We start from the raw sequence: 15,623 nt of genomic DNA, 5'->3' as shown, positions 1-15,623 counted from the left end.
ACCTTCTCCCACAAGGGGAGAAGGAAGTATGGCGGTCATCACCGCTTCGGCCACACCGCCGCGACCGCCAGTACCAGCCAGCTCAGGATCAAGAGCGTTCCGCCGGTCGGCGCAGCCATCGGAAACAATCCATGGCCGGCATATTGGCGCAGCACGAGGTCGCCCGCGAACAATGACGCCGCGATGACGAAGCCGGCCGCCGCCACGACTGCGAGCTTCGCATGGATGATCGCGCGATCCGTGACCGCGATGGTCGCGACTACGGCGGGTGCATGGAACAGCAGCATCGAGGATGCCGCCGCCAGCCGCGTGGCGTCAGGCAGATGGGCTGCGGCCGCCGCCAGCATCACGCCGCAAGCGCCCATGATGGCGGCAAGGCCGATCAGGAAGCGGGATGCGCCGCTCATCGGCGCCGTTCCTCGATCAGGCGCACCATGGCGGCACGCAGCTCCGGCATGCCGTCGCCGGTGCGCGACGAGGTCACCAGCACTTCGGGGAAGGCGGCGGGATGTTTTGCGAGCGTTGCTGACGTGTCGGCGATGACGGTCTTGAGTTCGCCGGCCTTCACCTGGTCGGCCTTGGTCAGCACGACCTGATAGCTCACCGCGGACTTGTCCAGCGTCTTCAGCACGTCGAGATCGACGTCCTTGATGCCGTGGCGCGCGTCGATCAGCACGTAGACCCGCGCCAGTGTCGCGCGCCCGAGCAGGAATTTGTGGATCAGCGCCGTCCACGACGCCACCTTGGTCTTGGGCGCCGAGGCGTAGCCGTAGCCGGGCATGTCGACCAGGCGGAAGCCCGCCTTCTCCGGCCCCTCGAAGAAGATCAGCTCCTGGGTGCGCCCGGGCGTGTGCGAGGTGCGAGCCAGGTTGCTGCGGCCGGTCAGCGCGTTGATCAGGCTCGACTTGCCGACATTGGAGCGGCCGGCAAAGGCGACCTCGAGGCCGGCCATCGGCGGCAGCGTCTCGATCGAGGGCGAGGCCCAGATGAAGCGCCAGTCGCCGGCGAACAGTTTCCGGCCTTGCTCAATTAGCGCCGCATCGGGTTCGGTGCTCATGCGAAGGATTCCATCTCGTCGCGGCCAGACAAAGGCCCAAGGCGGGTCCTTGGCGTAGGACGACCCGGCCATCCAGGTCAACGTCCAGAGCCTCGGTTCTGGCCGTCCTCCAATATGTCGATGCCCGGCACAAGGCCGGGCATGACGTGGTGACGAAGCGCCGTTGCTGGAAGCTACGTCGCCTTCTTTGTCTCAGTCGTCACGCTTTTTTTTTGAAACGTCGACTTCAGATTGTCGAACAGCTCCACCTTCACGCCGTTGCGCCGCATGATGTAGCTCTGCTGCAGCACCGACAGCAGGTTGTTCCAGGCCCAGTAGATCACGAGACCCGCCGGGAAGCCGGCCAGCATGAAGGTGAAGATCAGCGGCATCCAGTCGAAGATCATCTTCTGGGTCGGATCTGGCGGCGCCGGATTGAGCTTCATCTGGACCCACATCGTGATGCCCATGATGATCGGCCAGATACCCATCACCAGATAGGCGCCGAAATGCGGTCCGAGCAGCGCGATCGGATCGAACGGAATGAGGCCGAACAGCGTGAACAGGTTGGTCGGATCGGGCGCCGAGAGGTCCTTGATCCAGCCGAAGAACGGCGCGTGCCGCATTTCGATGGTGATGAACAGCACCTTGTAGAGCGAGAAGAACACCGGGATCTGCAAGGCGACGGGAAGACAGCCCGCGATCGGGTTGATCTTCTCCTTCTTGTAGATCTCCATCATCTCCTGCTGCTGCTTCACGCGGTCATCAGGATAACGTTCCTTCAGCGCCTGCAGCTGCGGCTGCACCGACTTCATCTTCGCCATCGAGGCGTAGGACTTGTTGGCGAGCGGGAAGAACAACAGCTTCACGATCACGGTCACCAAGAGGATCGCGATGCCGAAATTGCCGACCAGGCGATAGAACCAGTCGAGCGCCAGGAACATCGGCTTGGTGATGAAGTAGAAATGGCCCCAGTCGATCAGGAGATCGAAATGGTTGAGGCCGAGCTGCTTGTTGTAGCCGCCGAAGCCGACCAGCGGGAAGTTGAGGCCGACCGTGGCGGCCTCCTTCGCGCCGGCGAACAGCCGCCCGTTGGCAACGCCGGTGCCGCCGATCGGAATGGTCTGCGCGCCGAGCATGTAGTCGGTCTGGTAGCGCTTGTCGCCGGTGGTGAAGCGGGCGCTTTCGAGCGTTGCGGTGGTCTCCGGCAGCAGTGCCGTGGCCCAGTATTTGTCGGTGATGCCGAGCCAGCCGTCGGTGACCTTCGTGAACACGATGCCGCGCGAATTGCCGCCGGTTGAGGTCTTGGCCTCGTCGATGTTCTTGTAGCTGAATTCCTGCAGGCCGTGTTCGCCGAGATAGCCGATCGGGCCTTCATGCAGAATCGCGTAGCCGGAGACCGGCGGCTTGCCACCGCGCGAGATCAGACCGAACGGATACAGCGTCACCGGCGCGCTGCCTTGATTGATGACCTCGTCCCTGATGCTGAAGAGGTAGCGATCGTCGATCGAGATGGTGCGGCGGAAGGTCAGGCCCTGGCCGTTCTCGTATTTCAGAATCACCGGGGTGCTCGGCGACAGGGTGTTCGATCCCTCCTGCTGCCAGACGGTTTCGGCGTTCGGCGTCTTCACCGATGAGCCGTTGGCGGTCAGCCACAGGAACTCGGCGTAATAAGGCTCGGCCGTGCCCGACGGGGAAAGCAGCACGACAGCCGGCGATTTGGGATCGACCGTCTCGCGGAACTGAACCAGCGCCAGGTCGTCGATCCGGGCGCCCTTCAGCGCGATGCTGCCGGTGACGCGCGGGGTCTCGATCTTGATGCGCGGGCCGGAGGCAAGCACCGTCTCGCGGCTCGCGACCGGAGCGTCAGCAGCAGGCGCGCCGGGAGCCGGAGAGGGAGTCGCCGAGGTACCCGGAGCGGTGCCGGGAGCAGCACCCGGAGTCGCCTGCGGCGCCGGCTTCTGCAACTCCGCCTGGCGCTGCGCCTCGCGCTGCTTCTCCATCTGCGGCACATTGTAGAAATATTGCCAGGCGATCAGGACGAGGCCGGACAGAATGACGGCAAGGATCGTGTTGCGGTTGTCGGACATCTCTTAGGGTCTCGTCATTCCATTCGGATTGGGCGCGCTCTTGTTACCCGCCTTGTTGGTACCCGTCTTGTTATTACCCGTGTTGGGCGCAGGCCGGTCGAGGCGGCGCAGCGCCGACCGCAGGTCGTCAAGCATGGTCGCAAAGTCGCGGGTCAGCGCGTCACGACGGCCCACTAGCACATAATCATGGTGCGGCCGCATGAATACGGCGTCGACCTGTCTCATCACTTCGCGAAGCCGGCGGCGGATGCGGTTGCGCTCGGTCGCGGTGCCGTTCTTCTTGGTGACGGTATAGCCGACGCGGATCGGGCCCTGATCGTCGCGGCGGCGGCCCTGCAGCACAAAAGCTGTGGTATTCGCCCGTGCGCCATTGGCAACGGCGAGGAAATCCGCCCGCTGCCTCAGCCGATCCATAATGGGTATCTCCGGAGAGGAGACGTCCGGGCTCAGGCGCTCAGGCGCTTGCGGCCACGCGCGCGGCGCGCAGCGAGGACCTTGCGGCCGCCGGCCGTGGCGAGACGGGCGCGGAAGCCGTGACGGCGCTTGCGCACCAGTTTGCTGGGTTGATAAGTCCGCTTCACGGGTAATTCTCCGCTGACCGGGCAATTTGCCGTTGTATTGAGATGGAGTCCGGTGATGCTGGCGGGCCCAAACGAGCCGTTGACGGCCCCAAAGAGCCGCCCCCGGGTCAAGAACCGGGCCATCGCGGACAGTTGGCGCGGCTTATAAGGGAGCGCCCTGTTTTCGTCAATGTCACAGGCCGTCGCAAAAAGGGTTCTTCGAAACGTCGTAATTGGGGCGAATATATCTGATTTCGCGGGGTATTTGACGGTATGGAGACGCTTTGGGGCGTTCGGGGAACCGTCCACATTAGCGATCCGTAATTTGACCGGCTTGGGGGCCGGGCCGCATCTTCTGACCCCTAAGCCAAACAAGGCCTTATCTTGTGGCTCTAACTGACGATCAGGCGACCGCGCAGAAGCAGCGGCCCAAGCCGTCCCCCCGGCTCGGGCTGTCGGGCAAGCTTTTGCTGCTGACGATTCCCCTGGTGATGATCGCCGGGCTCCTGATCTACGTCCCGGCCATCGCCAACTTCCGGATGAACCGGCTCAATGACCGCCTGGCCGCCGCCAATACCGCGGCGCTGGTGCTCGATGCCGCCCCGTCCGGCCTGGTGCCGGATTCGCTGGCGCGGCAGATCCTGACCAGCATCGGCGCCCGTGCCGTCGCCATCAAATTGGGACAGCAGCGCCGGCTGCTCGCCAGCGCCGATTTGCCGGCGGCGATCGACCATGACGTCGACATGCGGACCATGACGGTATGGTCGGCGATCGTCGATGCCTTCGAGATCATGCTGGAGCACGGTGACCAGACCATCCGCGTGGTCGGACCCGCGCCGGGCCAGGCGCAATTCATCGAGGTCGTGATCGACGAGAAGCCGCTGCGGCAGGCGATGTACCGCTTCTCGCGCAACGTTTTGGTCGTTGCATTGTTGATCGCCGGCCTGACCGCCGGTCTGGTCTATCTGGCGCTGCATTATCTGTTCGTGCGCCCGATGCGGCGGCTGACCGCGAGCCTGGTCGGCTTCCATGAGAATCCGGAGAGTTCGGCGCGAATCATCGTGCCGAGCCAGCGCGGCGACGAGATCGGCGTTGCCGAGCGCGAGCTGTCCGACATGCAGCGCGACCTCGTCTCGATGCTGCATCAGAAGAGCCGGCTTGCCGCGCTCGGGCTCGCCGTCTCCAAGATCAACCATGATCTGCGCAATCTGCTGGCGTCCTCGCAATTGCTGTCGGACCAGCTCGCCAGCGTGCCCGACCCGCGGGTGCAACGCTTTGCGCCGAAATTGTTGCGCTCGCTGGAGCGCGCCATCGCCTTCTGCCAGTCGACACTGTCTTATGGCCGCGCGCAGGAGGCGGCGCCTGATCGCCGCGTCATCATGGTTGAGCCCGCGGTCGCCGAGGTGCGGGAGTCGGCCGGGCTTGCCACCGATGTCGCGATCACCTGGATCAGCGCGATCGAGCGCGGCCTGACCATCGACGCCGACCCGGACCAGCTGTTCCGCGTGCTGCTCAATCTGGTGCGCAACGCGGCGCAGGCGTTGGAAACCCGGCCCGCAGGTGACGGCGGCGCGCAGCAGATCCGCATCACCGGCCGCCGCGAGGGGACGGTTGCGATCATCGAGGTCTCCGACACCGGTCCGGGCGTCCCGACCAAGGCGCGCGAGCATCTGTTCGAGGCATTCCAGACCTCCGGCCGCCCCGGCGGAAGCGGACTCGGCCTTGCCATTGCCGCCGAGCTGATCCGGGCCCACGGCGGCCACATCCATCTGGTCGAGGGCACGATCGGCGCCACCTTCCGGATTTCGATCCCGGATCGTCCGGTGGAACTGCTGTCGGTCCGCAGCGAGCGGGCGAGGGCCTGAGGCCGTTCCGGTATTCCGGGGCGGCCAAAACTGCGGCCGAAATTGGCGTTTCCAGACCTTGCCAACCGGACCCGGAGCCTGTAGCTAGAGCGCTCTTTCGCGACGTTCCGGGCCTCCCGGGACCATGCGGGCTCAAGCCCACCCGCGAAAATGCGCCCGTAGCTCAGCTGGATAGAGCATCAGACTACGAATCTGAGGGTCGGACGTTCGAATCGTTCCGGGCGCGCCATTTTACGACAGGGCGCGGTACCACGCCCTTCCCGCGGTGGCGCCCGCGTCACGAATGATTCCGGCGTCGTGCGGCTCGCCAGGCCGTGAGCCGCGGAATCCAGCGCGGGACATTGGCCCGGAAATCCTCGTACTCCGTTCCGAACATACGAACGAGCGCCGGCTCCTCGTACCCCACGACAAACGCGTGGAAGGCGAGCCACACCAACACACCGTACCCAAGAAGGCGCTGGTCGCCGAACAAGACCGCTTGGCCCAGAATGACGGCGACAAGGGCAACGTAAATAGGATTGCGCACATAGCGATAGAGACCCGTCACCACGAGGTTCTGCGTCGGTGCGACCGGCGCCGGCGTGCCCAATCCTTGCAGCGCAAAGCGTGCAAACGAGTCGACAAGCGCGGGTAGACCGGCGACGATCAACAGGATCCCGACGGCGCGCGTCGCGTCGAGATCGAAGAAGGGCGGCCGAAACTCCCAACGCGTAATCCACCAGGGAACGAGCCCCGCCACCGAGCTGGGCGCAACCGCAAAGAAGAGGGCAGAGCCCAATACCGCGATCGTTTTCGGCATGGGCACCTCCTTTCCGTCCTGTCGCAAGGCGGTCGGCAAAATTGAACCGTTGCATCATGGCGCCACGGCGAACACGTAGTGCCCATCTTCATCGGCCACGGCGCGCCATTCACGCAAGCTCCCATTGGTTCGGGCAGCTGATGCGTGCTCGTCTTCAGTAGAGCATCCCCAGACACTTCTGGATCGATTGCGTTCCACTGCACTCACACAGCCCGTGGTCACAGTTGGAGGGCGCTGTGGGTGTCATTGGCTTCCCTCCTCAATCCTCAAGAGCCCGGTAAACCGACGCGCGGCCAATCTTGAGCGCCTTCGCGATAGCGGACGCTCCCATGCCTTCAGCCTTAAGCGCCTTCACTTTGGCGGTGTCGATGGACGCTTTGTGGTCTTGGTAGACCCCGCGTGCCTTGGCCTCCGCGATACTCTCAAGCTGCCGCTCTTTGCGGAGGTTGGTCTCGAACTCGGTGAGCACACCGAGCATGTCCAGGAAGCGCTTGCCCGCTGCTGTGCTGGTGTCGATGGGTTGCTCTGTATAGCCCCTCAGGGATGCACCACGCGCCTTCACGGTGCGCACAATGTCCCGCGGGCGGGCGCGGGGTTCGCTTCAGCGGGCTATCGCCGCACCGGATCGGAGACCGGCCCGGAAAAAATGCGCCCGCGCGGGCCAGAATCGGGCCGAAGACGAGGGCCGCCCCGTAAAAACCCTGCTTGCCCCCGCCGGAGCGTTGAGAAAAAATAAGCTTTTTTAGCTTATAGGCACAGCAATGTTTTTATTCTTATTGTCTGTCCTTTTGAACCGGCGAGTCATCCCTCATGCAGAGTGACATCGCAAACGCCGTATTTTATGCGGCCGTGTTTCTGGGCATCGTCTACACCAGCCGCATCCTGGAAAAAAGATGGCCGATTGCGGACGTTCCCTACGCCGAGTTTCGTGATGATTGGCTCGCGGTGATCGTGAGCCTCGGGTTGTCGTCCATGCTCGCTCCGATCGCGGCGATCACCGCGGGCAAGATTGCGAGCTATACCGGTCTCGGTTGGATCAAGCTGCCGACCGACGGTTACTGGTGGTACGTCTCACTCGCAATCATCGTGGTTGCATTCGATCTCTACAAGTACACGTATCATCGTCTCCAACATGCGATCCCCTTTCTATGGGCGATGCACTCGTTCCATCACAGCGCGAACGGCGTCACGTTCATTACCGGCGGCCGGCATTTCTGGCTGGAGCGGGTGTTGTCCGACGCCTTTCTTCCGATCATGGCGATCCTGTTCCGCATCCCGCCGGACATGGTGATCGCGGTGGGATTTATCTTCTTCATGCCCGATGCGTGTGCCCATCTCAACGTCCGCATTCCGCTCGGTCGGTATGTGACATGGATCAACAATCCGCAATGGCACCGGATCCATCATTCGGTCCTTCCCGAGCACAGGGACAAAAATTTCGCTGCCTGCTTTCCGTTTCTCGACATTCTGTTCGGCACGGCCTGGATACCGAAGCCGGACGAATATCCTGCAACGGGCCTCGTGCCTGCCGAGCGCGTGGACATCATCAATAGTGTGATCTGGCCAATCCGGCATCTTCGGCATTACTGGCATCGGGAGTCTCGGAATGAATTGGGTTAAGGGTCTTTTGGTGCTCCTCGCGCTGCTGCTGGGTTACGCCGACCTTGAGTCGACGAATGTGATCCTGAGTCTCGGATTGGGTGAGTTGAACCCGTTCATGCATCTGGCGCAGACATGGTTCGGCGTCTGGTGGCTGGTGCCCAAGCTTGGCTTGACGTTCGTGGTCACGTGGCTGCTTTGGCGGAGCAACAACGTTTACAACATCGCTCTCGTCGTCGCGTTCTGCTCCACGCCTGTCCTGAACAATCTCGTCATCATCGCGGGCACGAACTGAATCAATCCCTTCGCCGGTTGCCGCAATCGGCGACGTCAGGAGGATCAGCGATGTCGGACAGGTTCGTTGTCGCCTGCATGGTCTGCTGTGCCCTGATCCTGGGGGCTCCGGGGGCGACCGTGCACGCGCAGACGCCGTCGAACTGCAAGGAGCCGCAGACCGGCACCAGCCGCGTCCCGATGCTGTCGCCGCCGCTGGCCAATGTGGTGACGGGCACGGGACGGCTGCAATTCTACTCCGCACCGAATCTGCACTGTCCGATCCGCGGCGTGTTCGTCATTCCGAATGACGCACTGATCGCGTATGCGCAAACCAGGGATGGCTGGTCGTCGGTGATGTATCTCAATCCGGGGACGGGCAACGACGTCTCGGGTTGGGTGAGATCGGCGAGACTGAAGGTGACCGGAACCGTCGGACCGAAGTAGCGTTCGACCAGGATCGCGGCAGGCGGGCGGCTACCCGCACCGAACCTGCTTGAGCGAGGCCTGCACGAGTGCGCTGCGTGCGGCGAGCCGGCCGTGAAGCACGTCCGTTGCGGCGATCAATGAATCGCCGCGTACATGATCTTCTCCTCGGTGGCTTCGAGCGCGGAGAATTCCTCGACCACCTTGCCCTGACGCGAGACCAGGATGCGGTCGGACAGCGCCATGATCTCGGGCAGATAGGACGAGATCACCACCACCGCCTTGCCTTCGTCGGCGAGCTGGTTGATCAGCTCGTGGATCTCGACGATGGCGCCGACGTCGACGCCGCGGGTCGGTTCGTCGAAGATGATCAGCTCGGGCTCCTGCACCAGCGATTTGGCGATCACCACCTTCTGCTGGTTGCCGCCTGACAGCTCGACCACCTTGGCCTCGTCGCCGATGGCGCGAACCTTGAGGCGCTGAGTCCAGGTCTTGCCGACCGAATTGGCCTCGCGTAGCGACAACATCATGCGGCCCCCGGGAAACTTCGAAAGCAGGCCGAGATAGATGTTGCGGGCGATCGAGGCGGTTTCGAAGAAGCCCTCGACCTTGCGATCCTCGGTCACATAGGCGATGCCGGCCTTGACCGCCGGCGCCGGAACCCGGTAGCGCACCGGCTTGTCGTGCAGCATGATTTCGCCGCCGTGGAAGAAGTCGCGCTTCAACACGCCGGAGACGATCTTGAAGGTCTCGGTGCGGCCCGCGCCGACCAGGCCGAACACGCCGGTGATCTGCCCGGCGAACACCGACAGCGAATTGTTCTTCACCATCGGCGCCATCTTGAGGTTCTGCACCGCGAGCACGCGCGCACCGGCCGGCCGGACGCTGGTCTTCCGCGCGCCATACAGCGTGTTGGAGAGGTCGCGGCCGACCATCGCCTGCACGATCGCCGCCCGGTCGAACTTCGCGGCGTCGTCGGTGATGACGTGCTTGCCGTCGCGCAGCACGGTGATGCGGTCGGCGAGCAGCAGCGCCTCTTCCAGCGCGTGCGAGATGAAGATGATCGAGACGCCGCGCTTCTTGAGGTCACGGACCAGGTCGAAGAAATATTTCTTCTCTTCCGGCGTCAGCGACGCGGTCGGCTCGTCGAAGATGATGACCTTGGCCTTGTGCAGAACCGCGCGCGCGATCTCCACCATCTGCTTCTTGGCGGCGCCGAGCCCGCTCACGGTGGCGGTCGGCGTCACGTCGAAATTCAGCGATTGCAGGAACTGCTGGGCGGCGATGTAGATGCCGCGCAGCCGGTTGTAGAATTTCTCCTGCCCGAGGAACAGGTTTTGCGCGACCGTCATGGTCGGCACCAGGCTGTTCTCCTGGAACACCATGGCGATGCCGAGATTGCGCGCCTCCAGCGGCGTCCGCGGCGCGACCTCCGCGCCATCGACACTCATGCCGCCGGACGTCAAGGTCACGACGCCGGCCATCACCTTGGTCAGCGTCGACTTGCCGGCGCCATTCTCGCCGACCAGCGCGTGAATCTCACCGCGGCGCAGATCGAAGTCGACGCCCTCGATGGCGGGCACGCCCGCGTAAAGCTTGGTGGCCTTGCGCAGGGACAACACGGTGTCGCTCATGAGCCTGTCTCCTCGGCGAGCCCGGCGAGGGGCAGTTTCAGCACGCGGCCCGGTCCCTTGGCGATCAGCACAAGATCGCCGCCCAGCTCCAGCGCCGCGACGACGCCGTGATTGACGCCGTCGACCCGGCTGTGCAGCGAATACTTTGGCTTGCCGTCCTCGCTCAGCCGGATGACGAGGCCATAGGAGCGCGGCGGCGCCCACGGCTTGATGACGCCCATCGTCTTGATGTGCGCGCCCTGCATCGGCTCCTTGAACGAGAACCCCGAGCGCAGCCGCGGCGCCACCCAATAGGCTGGGTCGATCTCGGCCATCATGCGGCGCCGGTAGGCCGGCTCGCGCAGCACGAACTCGATCAGCTGGGTGCGTGCGGTGAATGCGGTGAGCCAATAGCCGCCGCCCGCGGCCTTCGACAGCCGCGACGGATAGACGGGCAGGTGACCGAGCACGACCTGCGGCGGCCTTCCGTTCGAGACGAGGACGAGGCGATGCCGCCAGCTCTCGCTGACGAGCACGCCGTTGCCCCGCGCGCAGGCGCCGAAGGCGTAGCCGAGCTTCGACGCCAGCAGCTGCACCGATCTGGTCCTGGGGTCGAGCCGGAACACGCGGCCGCTTCGGTTCAGCTCCATCAGGTCGCGCGCCCAATCATCGATGCCGCAGGTCGCCGAGCCGTCGGTTGCGATCAGGGTGCCATCGCCGGCCTGCGTCAGCGCGTTGATCGCGTTGAAGGCGGCGTCGTTGAACGTCACGCTCGGCTCGCCCGACGAGGGGTCGGCGTAGAGCCGCACCTCGCGGCCGCCGAGCGCGACCGCGATGCCGCCGCCGGTGAGCGCGCAGAGCGCCGAAATCGGCTGCTCGAAGCTGCGCAGCTCGGCCGCTCCGCCGCCGTCGAGGCGCAGCAGACGCCGGCCGTCGGCGACATAGAGGTTGCGGCCATCGGTTGCGAGATCCTCGGGCGCCTCGCATTCCAGCAAGGTGGTCGCAGATTCCAGTTTCTGGTTCGGTTTGAGTGCGCCGTCGAACGACGGCACGGTGATGGTGGCCTCGCCACGGCCGAGAAAGCGGTTGGAGAATTCCCTGACGGCCGCGATCACGACAGCTTCCCCCAGCGCTTGTCATACTGCACGAAGTTCGGGTCGGCGTTCTCCAGCTTGTAGCGGCCGATCCGGTTGTTCATGATGCCGCCGAGATAGAGATAACCGCGATGCTCACGCATCGAGGTGATCATCGGATGGTTCTCGCCGTGCAGGTCCCAGAACGATTCGAGGATCTTGCCCTGCTCGTTGAACTTGACCACGCAGCCGGTGTTGATGTTCGGGAACAGCCATTCGTCGACCGGGACGCGCTTGGCCATGCGGCGGCGGAAGCCCGGCATCTTCCAGGCGAGGTCGAGCGAGGGGCTGCGCATGCCGACCAGCGCCAGCCAGTAATTGCCGTCGGAGGCGAGATTGATGTTGTCGGGATAGCCCGGCAGATTGTCCATCACCACCTCGACCTGACCCTTCTTCGGCCCCGCGAACCACAGCCGCTTGATCGAGCAGCCGAAGGTCTCGGCGAACAGGATCGACTGGCCGTCGCTGGCGACGCAGATGCCGTTGGGGAATTTGAGGCCGCGCAGTGCCGTATGCGTGGCGCCGGTCTTGGTGTCGTAGCAGATGATGCGGCCGTTGCCGCGCGCCTCGAGGCCGTCGATCGGCCATTCGTCCATCTCGTAGCGCACGGTGGCTTCCGAGAAGAAGATCAGGCCGTCATCGGTGATGTCGAGGTCGTCGGCCAGCCGCAGGCGGCTGTCGTCGTTCACCGAATGCATGCTGCGGTTGGTTTCGTCGGTCGCCTTTTCCACGGTGCCGTCGGGCGTGATGCGGTAAAGGCCCATGCCGCCGATACAGACATAGAGATTGTCCTGCCGGTCGAACGCCATGCCGAGCGGCTGACCGCCGATATGGGCGAACACCTCCATCCGCTGATAATCGGGCGCATGGAAGCGGATGATGTCGCCATGGCGCGAGCCGGCGTAGAGATTGTTGTTGCGATCGAGGATCACGTCCTCCGGCGCCTCGATGCGGCCGAGGCCGATCAATTCGACGTCGCGCAGCTTGTCGTTCTGCTCGAACGGGCCACCCTGGCCGATCTCGGTGGCCGGAGGCGGCGGCAGCGCATGATAGGTCGGCGCGACATAGACCTTGCTGATGATGCGGGTGCGGTTCTTCTGCCAGCGGATGTCGACCATCGCGGCGACCAGCAGGATGCCCGCCAGCGCCATGCGGTTGATACCGCCCCGTGCATTGAGCGTGGTCAGGCCGTTGGTGATCAGGAGCACGATCAGCACGCCGACCAGCGATTTGGCGACCGAGCCCTTGCCGCCGCCGAGCGTGATGCCGCCGAGCACGGTCGCGGTCAGCACGATCACCTCGAGGCCGACGCCGATGTCGCCGCCGACGGTGCCGAGCCGGGCCGCGAAGAACAGCGCTGCGATGCTGGTCAGCACGCCGCTTGCGACATAGCAGAGCGCGATGGTGCGGCGGACCGGAATGCCGGAATTGTAGGCGGAACGGCGCGAGCCGCCGATCGCGGTGATGTGCCAGCCGGGACGCAGCCGGGTCATGAAGATATGGCCGAAGATGGCGATCGCGATGTAGACGATTGCGACGCTCGGAATGCCGAACACGTCGCCGCCGCCGATGAAATTCCAGGACGGGATGTCGGGGAAGGCCGCGGCGATCGAATTGGAGTAGCGTTGGATCAGCAGATCGAACGCCGAGCGGTAGATGATCAGGGTGATCAGCGTGGTGATGAAGGCGCGCAGCCTTAAGTAGCCGATCAGGACGCCATTGACGGCGCCGAGCAGTGCACCGCAGACGAGGGTGGCGACGACCACCGCGGGCACCGGCCAGTTCAGCACGTCGAGCAGATAGAGCGCGCAGAAATCCGTCAGCGCGAAGATCGAGCCGACCGACAGATCGATGCCGCCGACGATGACGACCAGCGCCATGCCGAGGCCGATAAAGCCGATTTCGCCGGCCTGCCGCGCGGTGTCGGCAAGGCTCGACGGCGACAGGAAGTGATCGATGGAACGGCTGAGCGCGAAGCCGACGATCAAAAGCAGGATCACCGGTATTGCGGTCTCGGTCCAACGCTTGGACAGGATCTCGCCGAGGAGATGATCCGGCCAGTAGCGGTAACGCAGGCTCGTCAGGGTGTCGCGCATCGGCATTCCAGCAAGGCGTTCGATTTGGGAAAATCGACGTCCCGGGTGAGATCGCCCGGGACGTCGAGCGGGAATGGTTCGACTATTTTTTCAGGTCACTGAGATTCCAGCACGCGGTCTGGCTGTCCGCGTTCTCTTTGGTGATCGGAATCAGCGTCGTGTATTCCGACCCCTTGATCGAGCCGGCCTTGGCGCCCGACGACAGCAGCCATTTGATCGTGCCGGCCATCTGCGCGGCCTGGGTGGGCACGTCGTAGCTCATGTTGAGATCGAACGCGCCGGACTTCACCAGCTCGCAGGCGCCCTTGCGCTCGCCGCCGCCAGAGGTCGCGACGAACACCTTGCCGGTCAGGCCGGCTTCCTTCACCGCAGCGGCGGTGCCGATGTCCATGCCGTCCCAGAAGCCGACGATGCCGCAAAGATCAGGATTCTGCTTCAGCACCGTCTGGGTGATCGCCTTGGCCTTCGCGGCATCCCAGTCGGCCGCCTGGCTCGAGACCACCTTGATCTCCGGATGCTTGGCGAGCACGTTCTCGACGCCCTTGAGCGTGTAGGCGCTGGCGGCCGCCGAGAGCGCGCCCTGCACGATTGCGATCTTGTTCGACTTGCCCTGGCAGGCCTTCACCACGGCTTCGGTGTCGCGCTCGCCGATCTCGATCCAGTTGGCGCCGACAAAGGCCGACGAGCGATAGGCCGATCCCATGTTGATCTGGATGACGTAGATGCCTTCGTTCTCGGCGCGCTGCAGCAACTTGGCGTAGGTCTGCACGTCCGGATTGTGGATCACCATCACGGCGGGCTTCTCCGAGATCAGCGAGGTCACTGCCTGCGCGCCGGCATTGGTGTTCCAGTTGGGATCGCGGATCTCGAACTTCACGCCGAAGGGCTCGAGCTCCTTCTTCATGCCGGCGTACCAGCCTTCGGTGAGGTCGAAGTTCATGGCGACCGGAACGTAGGCCACCGTCTTGCCGGCGAGGGCTTCCCTGAACGGCTTCTGGAACGGCTCGTCCAGGCCCTGCTGGGCCAGAGCCGGGGCGGCGATGGCGGCAAGCCCAAGCGCCGCGGCGATCACCTTTGCAGTCCTGACAGCGTATTTCATTGCTTCCTCCTTGGTCGTGATTGAATGTTCTTGTGGCTTGGTTCAGATGTCGCCCTGCTGTGCCGTTTCTTCGTTGCGCGGATTCAGGAATGAATCCGTGATGACGGCGAGCAGCAGGACGACACCCTTGACGAGATTTTGTCCGGCGTAGGAAATGTCCATGATGGTCATGCCGTTCAGCATGGTGCCGATCAGCAGCGTGCCGATGACGACGTTGAGCACGCCGCCGCGGCCGCCCGACAGGCCGATGCCGCCGAGCACGACGACGAGGATGACGTCGTAGATCAGGGTCGAATTGAAGATGCGGGTCGGCATCGAGTTGACCGATGCCGCCATCACGAGGCCCGCGAAGCAGCCGATCAGCGCCGCGACGACGTATTGCAGCACGATGATCGGGCGCGAGGGGATGCCGGTGACGCGGGCGGCGTAGGGATTATCGCCGATCGCGTAGATATAGGCGCCCCAGCGCGTCTGGCGCAGCAGGAACGCGACCACGACGCAGGCGATCGCGAACATCACGATCGAGGTCGGAATGCCGAGGATGGTGCCTTGTCCGAGCCGCTCGAAGCCCTTCATGCCGTCGCTCCACTGCACGACGTCGAGCTGAAACAGCGCGGCCTGCCCAAGGCCGGCGAGCAGCAGGCCGGTCGCCAGCGTCGCAAACAGCGAAGGGACCTCGGCATAGGCGATCAGCCAGCCATTGACCAGGCCGAACGCGATCGTGAGCAGCACGGCCGTCACCAGCGCGGTCGGCAGCGAGTGGCCGTTCTGCACCATCTGCAGCACAAGCCCCGGCGGCACCGCGAGCGCTGCGATCAGGGAGATGTCGATGCCGCGCCCGATCACGACGATCGCCATCGCAAGCCCGAGGATGCCGAGCACCGCGACGTTCTGCAGCAGCGTCAGCATGTTCTCCGGCGTCAGGAAGCCGCGCAGGAAGATCGAGAACGCCAGGAACAGCACGGCAAAGACGGCGAAGACGATCTCCTGTTGATTGAACCGCAAGCGCTTCATTGCCTCGCCCTTCCTTGCGT

The 15,623-nt window shown here is 64.1% G+C and carries 15 protein-coding genes, 1 tRNA gene and 1 pseudogene; 5 read left to right on the top strand and 12 right to left on the bottom strand.

Annotated elements, in window-relative coordinates:
- Window positions 1–38: 38 nt before the first annotated feature.
- From ACVMDN_RS34915 to rpmH, 5 genes are all read right to left on the bottom strand, one after another.
- Window positions 39–407, bottom strand: a complete 369-nt coding sequence (locus ACVMDN_RS34915) for a DUF423 domain-containing protein (RefSeq protein ID WP_141340928.1) — start codon at window positions 405–407, stop codon at window positions 39–41.
- Window positions 404–1,057, bottom strand: a complete 654-nt coding sequence (yihA, locus tag ACVMDN_RS34910) for a ribosome biogenesis GTP-binding protein YihA/YsxC (protein ID WP_028335928.1) — start codon at window positions 1,055–1,057, stop codon at window positions 404–406. Before yihA ends, ACVMDN_RS34915 begins: the two co-directional genes overlap by 4 nt.
- Window positions 1,058–1,230: 173 nt before the next feature.
- Window positions 1,231–3,126, bottom strand: a complete 1,896-nt coding sequence (yidC, locus tag ACVMDN_RS34905) for a membrane protein insertase YidC (RefSeq protein WP_076834926.1) — start codon at window positions 3,124–3,126, stop codon at window positions 1,231–1,233.
- Window positions 3,127–3,129: 3 nt separating this feature from the next.
- The gene (gene rnpA, locus ACVMDN_RS34900; protein WP_057018968.1) at window positions 3,130–3,540 is read right to left on the bottom strand and encodes a ribonuclease P protein component; all 411 of its coding nucleotides are present in this window, start codon (window positions 3,538–3,540) and stop codon (window positions 3,130–3,132) included.
- A gap of 32 nt (window positions 3,541–3,572) precedes the next feature.
- Complete coding sequence (rpmH, locus tag ACVMDN_RS34895) at window positions 3,573–3,707, bottom strand: 50S ribosomal protein L34 (RefSeq protein ID WP_008542748.1); 135 nt, start codon at window positions 3,705–3,707, stop codon at window positions 3,573–3,575.
- A gap of 365 nt (window positions 3,708–4,072) precedes the next feature.
- Here rpmH and ACVMDN_RS34890 point away from each other — a divergent pair, with 365 nt between their 5' ends.
- Window positions 4,073–5,551 carry a sensor histidine kinase gene (locus tag ACVMDN_RS34890; RefSeq protein ID WP_076834927.1) on the top strand — a complete coding sequence of 493 codons (1,479 nt, stop codon included), beginning with the start codon at window positions 4,073–4,075 and terminating at the stop codon, window positions 5,549–5,551.
- A 152-nt stretch (window positions 5,552–5,703) separates the two neighbouring features.
- Window positions 5,704–5,780, top strand: a tRNA-Arg gene (locus tag ACVMDN_RS34885).
- A gap of 48 nt (window positions 5,781–5,828) precedes the next feature.
- Here ACVMDN_RS34885 and ACVMDN_RS34880 read toward each other — a convergent pair.
- Together ACVMDN_RS34880 and ACVMDN_RS34875 are read right to left on the bottom strand one after the other, a co-directional pair.
- Window positions 5,829–6,350, bottom strand: a complete 522-nt coding sequence (locus ACVMDN_RS34880) for a methyltransferase family protein (RefSeq protein ID WP_076834958.1) — start codon at window positions 6,348–6,350, stop codon at window positions 5,829–5,831.
- Between the two features lie 259 nt (window positions 6,351–6,609).
- Window positions 6,610–6,930, bottom strand: a pseudogene (locus tag ACVMDN_RS34875) (recombinase family protein); the annotation flags it as partial.
- A gap of 230 nt (window positions 6,931–7,160) precedes the next feature.
- On the opposite strand from ACVMDN_RS34875, the gene ACVMDN_RS34870 reads away from it, so the two are divergent.
- From ACVMDN_RS34870 to ACVMDN_RS34860, 3 genes are read left to right on the top strand one after another with little or no spacing between them, the layout of a single operon-like run.
- A complete protein-coding gene (locus ACVMDN_RS34870; protein ID WP_057018950.1) occupies window positions 7,161–7,970 on the top strand; it encodes a sterol desaturase family protein in 810 nt (269 codons plus the stop codon).
- Window positions 7,957–8,244 carry a DUF5658 family protein gene (locus ACVMDN_RS34865; RefSeq protein ID WP_225161514.1) on the top strand — a complete coding sequence of 96 codons (288 nt, stop codon included), beginning with the start codon at window positions 7,957–7,959 and terminating at the stop codon, window positions 8,242–8,244. Before ACVMDN_RS34870 ends, ACVMDN_RS34865 begins: the two co-directional genes overlap by 14 nt.
- 50 nt (window positions 8,245–8,294) lie before the next feature.
- Window positions 8,295–8,669, top strand: a complete 375-nt coding sequence (locus ACVMDN_RS34860) for a hypothetical protein (protein ID WP_057018949.1) — start codon at window positions 8,295–8,297, stop codon at window positions 8,667–8,669.
- A 116-nt stretch (window positions 8,670–8,785) separates the two neighbouring features.
- Here the strand turns inward: ACVMDN_RS34860 and ACVMDN_RS34855 are convergent, their stop codons facing one another.
- The 5 genes from ACVMDN_RS34855 to ACVMDN_RS34835 form a co-directional block, all read right to left on the bottom strand.
- The gene (locus ACVMDN_RS34855) at window positions 8,786–10,282 is read right to left on the bottom strand and encodes a sugar ABC transporter ATP-binding protein (protein WP_076834928.1); all 1,497 of its coding nucleotides are present in this window, start codon (window positions 10,280–10,282) and stop codon (window positions 8,786–8,788) included.
- Window positions 10,279–11,376 (bottom strand): SMP-30/gluconolactonase/LRE family protein, encoded by a 1,098-nt coding sequence (locus ACVMDN_RS34850; protein WP_076834929.1) that lies wholly within the window; start codon window positions 11,374–11,376, stop codon window positions 10,279–10,281. Before ACVMDN_RS34850 ends, ACVMDN_RS34855 begins: the two co-directional genes overlap by 4 nt.
- Entirely contained in the window at window positions 11,373–13,496 is a 2,124-nt protein-coding gene (locus tag ACVMDN_RS34845; protein WP_076834930.1) for an ABC transporter permease, read from the bottom strand. The genes ACVMDN_RS34850 and ACVMDN_RS34845 overlap by 4 nt, the downstream gene beginning before the upstream one ends.
- A 76-nt stretch (window positions 13,497–13,572) precedes the next feature.
- On the bottom strand, window positions 13,573–14,589 hold the full coding sequence (locus ACVMDN_RS34840; protein WP_028340412.1) for a sugar ABC transporter substrate-binding protein: 1,017 nt from the start codon (window positions 14,587–14,589) through the stop codon (window positions 13,573–13,575).
- A gap of 42 nt (window positions 14,590–14,631) precedes the next feature.
- A complete protein-coding gene (locus tag ACVMDN_RS34835) occupies window positions 14,632–15,603 on the bottom strand; it encodes an ABC transporter permease (protein WP_076834931.1) in 972 nt (323 codons plus the stop codon).
- Between the last annotated feature and the right edge of the window lie 20 nt (window positions 15,604–15,623).

Source organism: Bradyrhizobium sp. USDA 4510 (assembly GCF_054059095.1).
The sequence above is the reverse complement of the archived record's forward strand: the minus strand, read 5'-3'. Positions and strand labels throughout refer to the sequence as shown.

Bases quoted from the DNA above. Each gene is read 5' to 3' on its own strand.
- rnpA (WP_057018968.1), bottom strand. From the start codon at position 3,540: ATGGATCGGCTGAGGCAGCGGGCGGATTTCCTCGCCGTTGCCAATGGC.
- yihA (WP_028335928.1), bottom strand. From the start codon at position 1,057: ATGAGCACCGAACCCGATGCGGCGCTAATTGAGCAAGGCCGGAAACTG.
- ACVMDN_RS34865 (WP_225161514.1), top strand. From the start codon at position 7,957: ATGAATTGGGTTAAGGGTCTTTTGGTGCTCCTCGCGCTGCTGCTGGGT.
- ACVMDN_RS34880 (WP_076834958.1), bottom strand. From the start codon at position 6,350: ATGCCGAAAACGATCGCGGTATTGGGCTCTGCCCTCTTCTTTGCGGTT.
- ACVMDN_RS34855 (WP_076834928.1), bottom strand. From the start codon at position 10,282: ATGAGCGACACCGTGTTGTCCCTGCGCAAGGCCACCAAGCTTTACGCG.
- ACVMDN_RS34840 (WP_028340412.1), bottom strand. From the start codon at position 14,589: ATGAAATACGCTGTCAGGACTGCAAAGGTGATCGCCGCGGCGCTTGGG.
- ACVMDN_RS34860 (WP_057018949.1), top strand. From the start codon at position 8,295: ATGTCGGACAGGTTCGTTGTCGCCTGCATGGTCTGCTGTGCCCTGATC.
- yidC (WP_076834926.1), bottom strand. From the start codon at position 3,126: ATGTCCGACAACCGCAACACGATCCTTGCCGTCATTCTGTCCGGCCTC.
- ACVMDN_RS34915 (WP_141340928.1), bottom strand. From the start codon at position 407: ATGAGCGGCGCATCCCGCTTCCTGATCGGCCTTGCCGCCATCATGGGC.
- ACVMDN_RS34845 (WP_076834930.1), bottom strand. From the start codon at position 13,496: ATGCCGATGCGCGACACCCTGACGAGCCTGCGTTACCGCTACTGGCCG.
- ACVMDN_RS34870 (WP_057018950.1), top strand. From the start codon at position 7,161: ATGCAGAGTGACATCGCAAACGCCGTATTTTATGCGGCCGTGTTTCTG.
- ACVMDN_RS34835 (WP_076834931.1), bottom strand. From the start codon at position 15,603: ATGAAGCGCTTGCGGTTCAATCAACAGGAGATCGTCTTCGCCGTCTTT.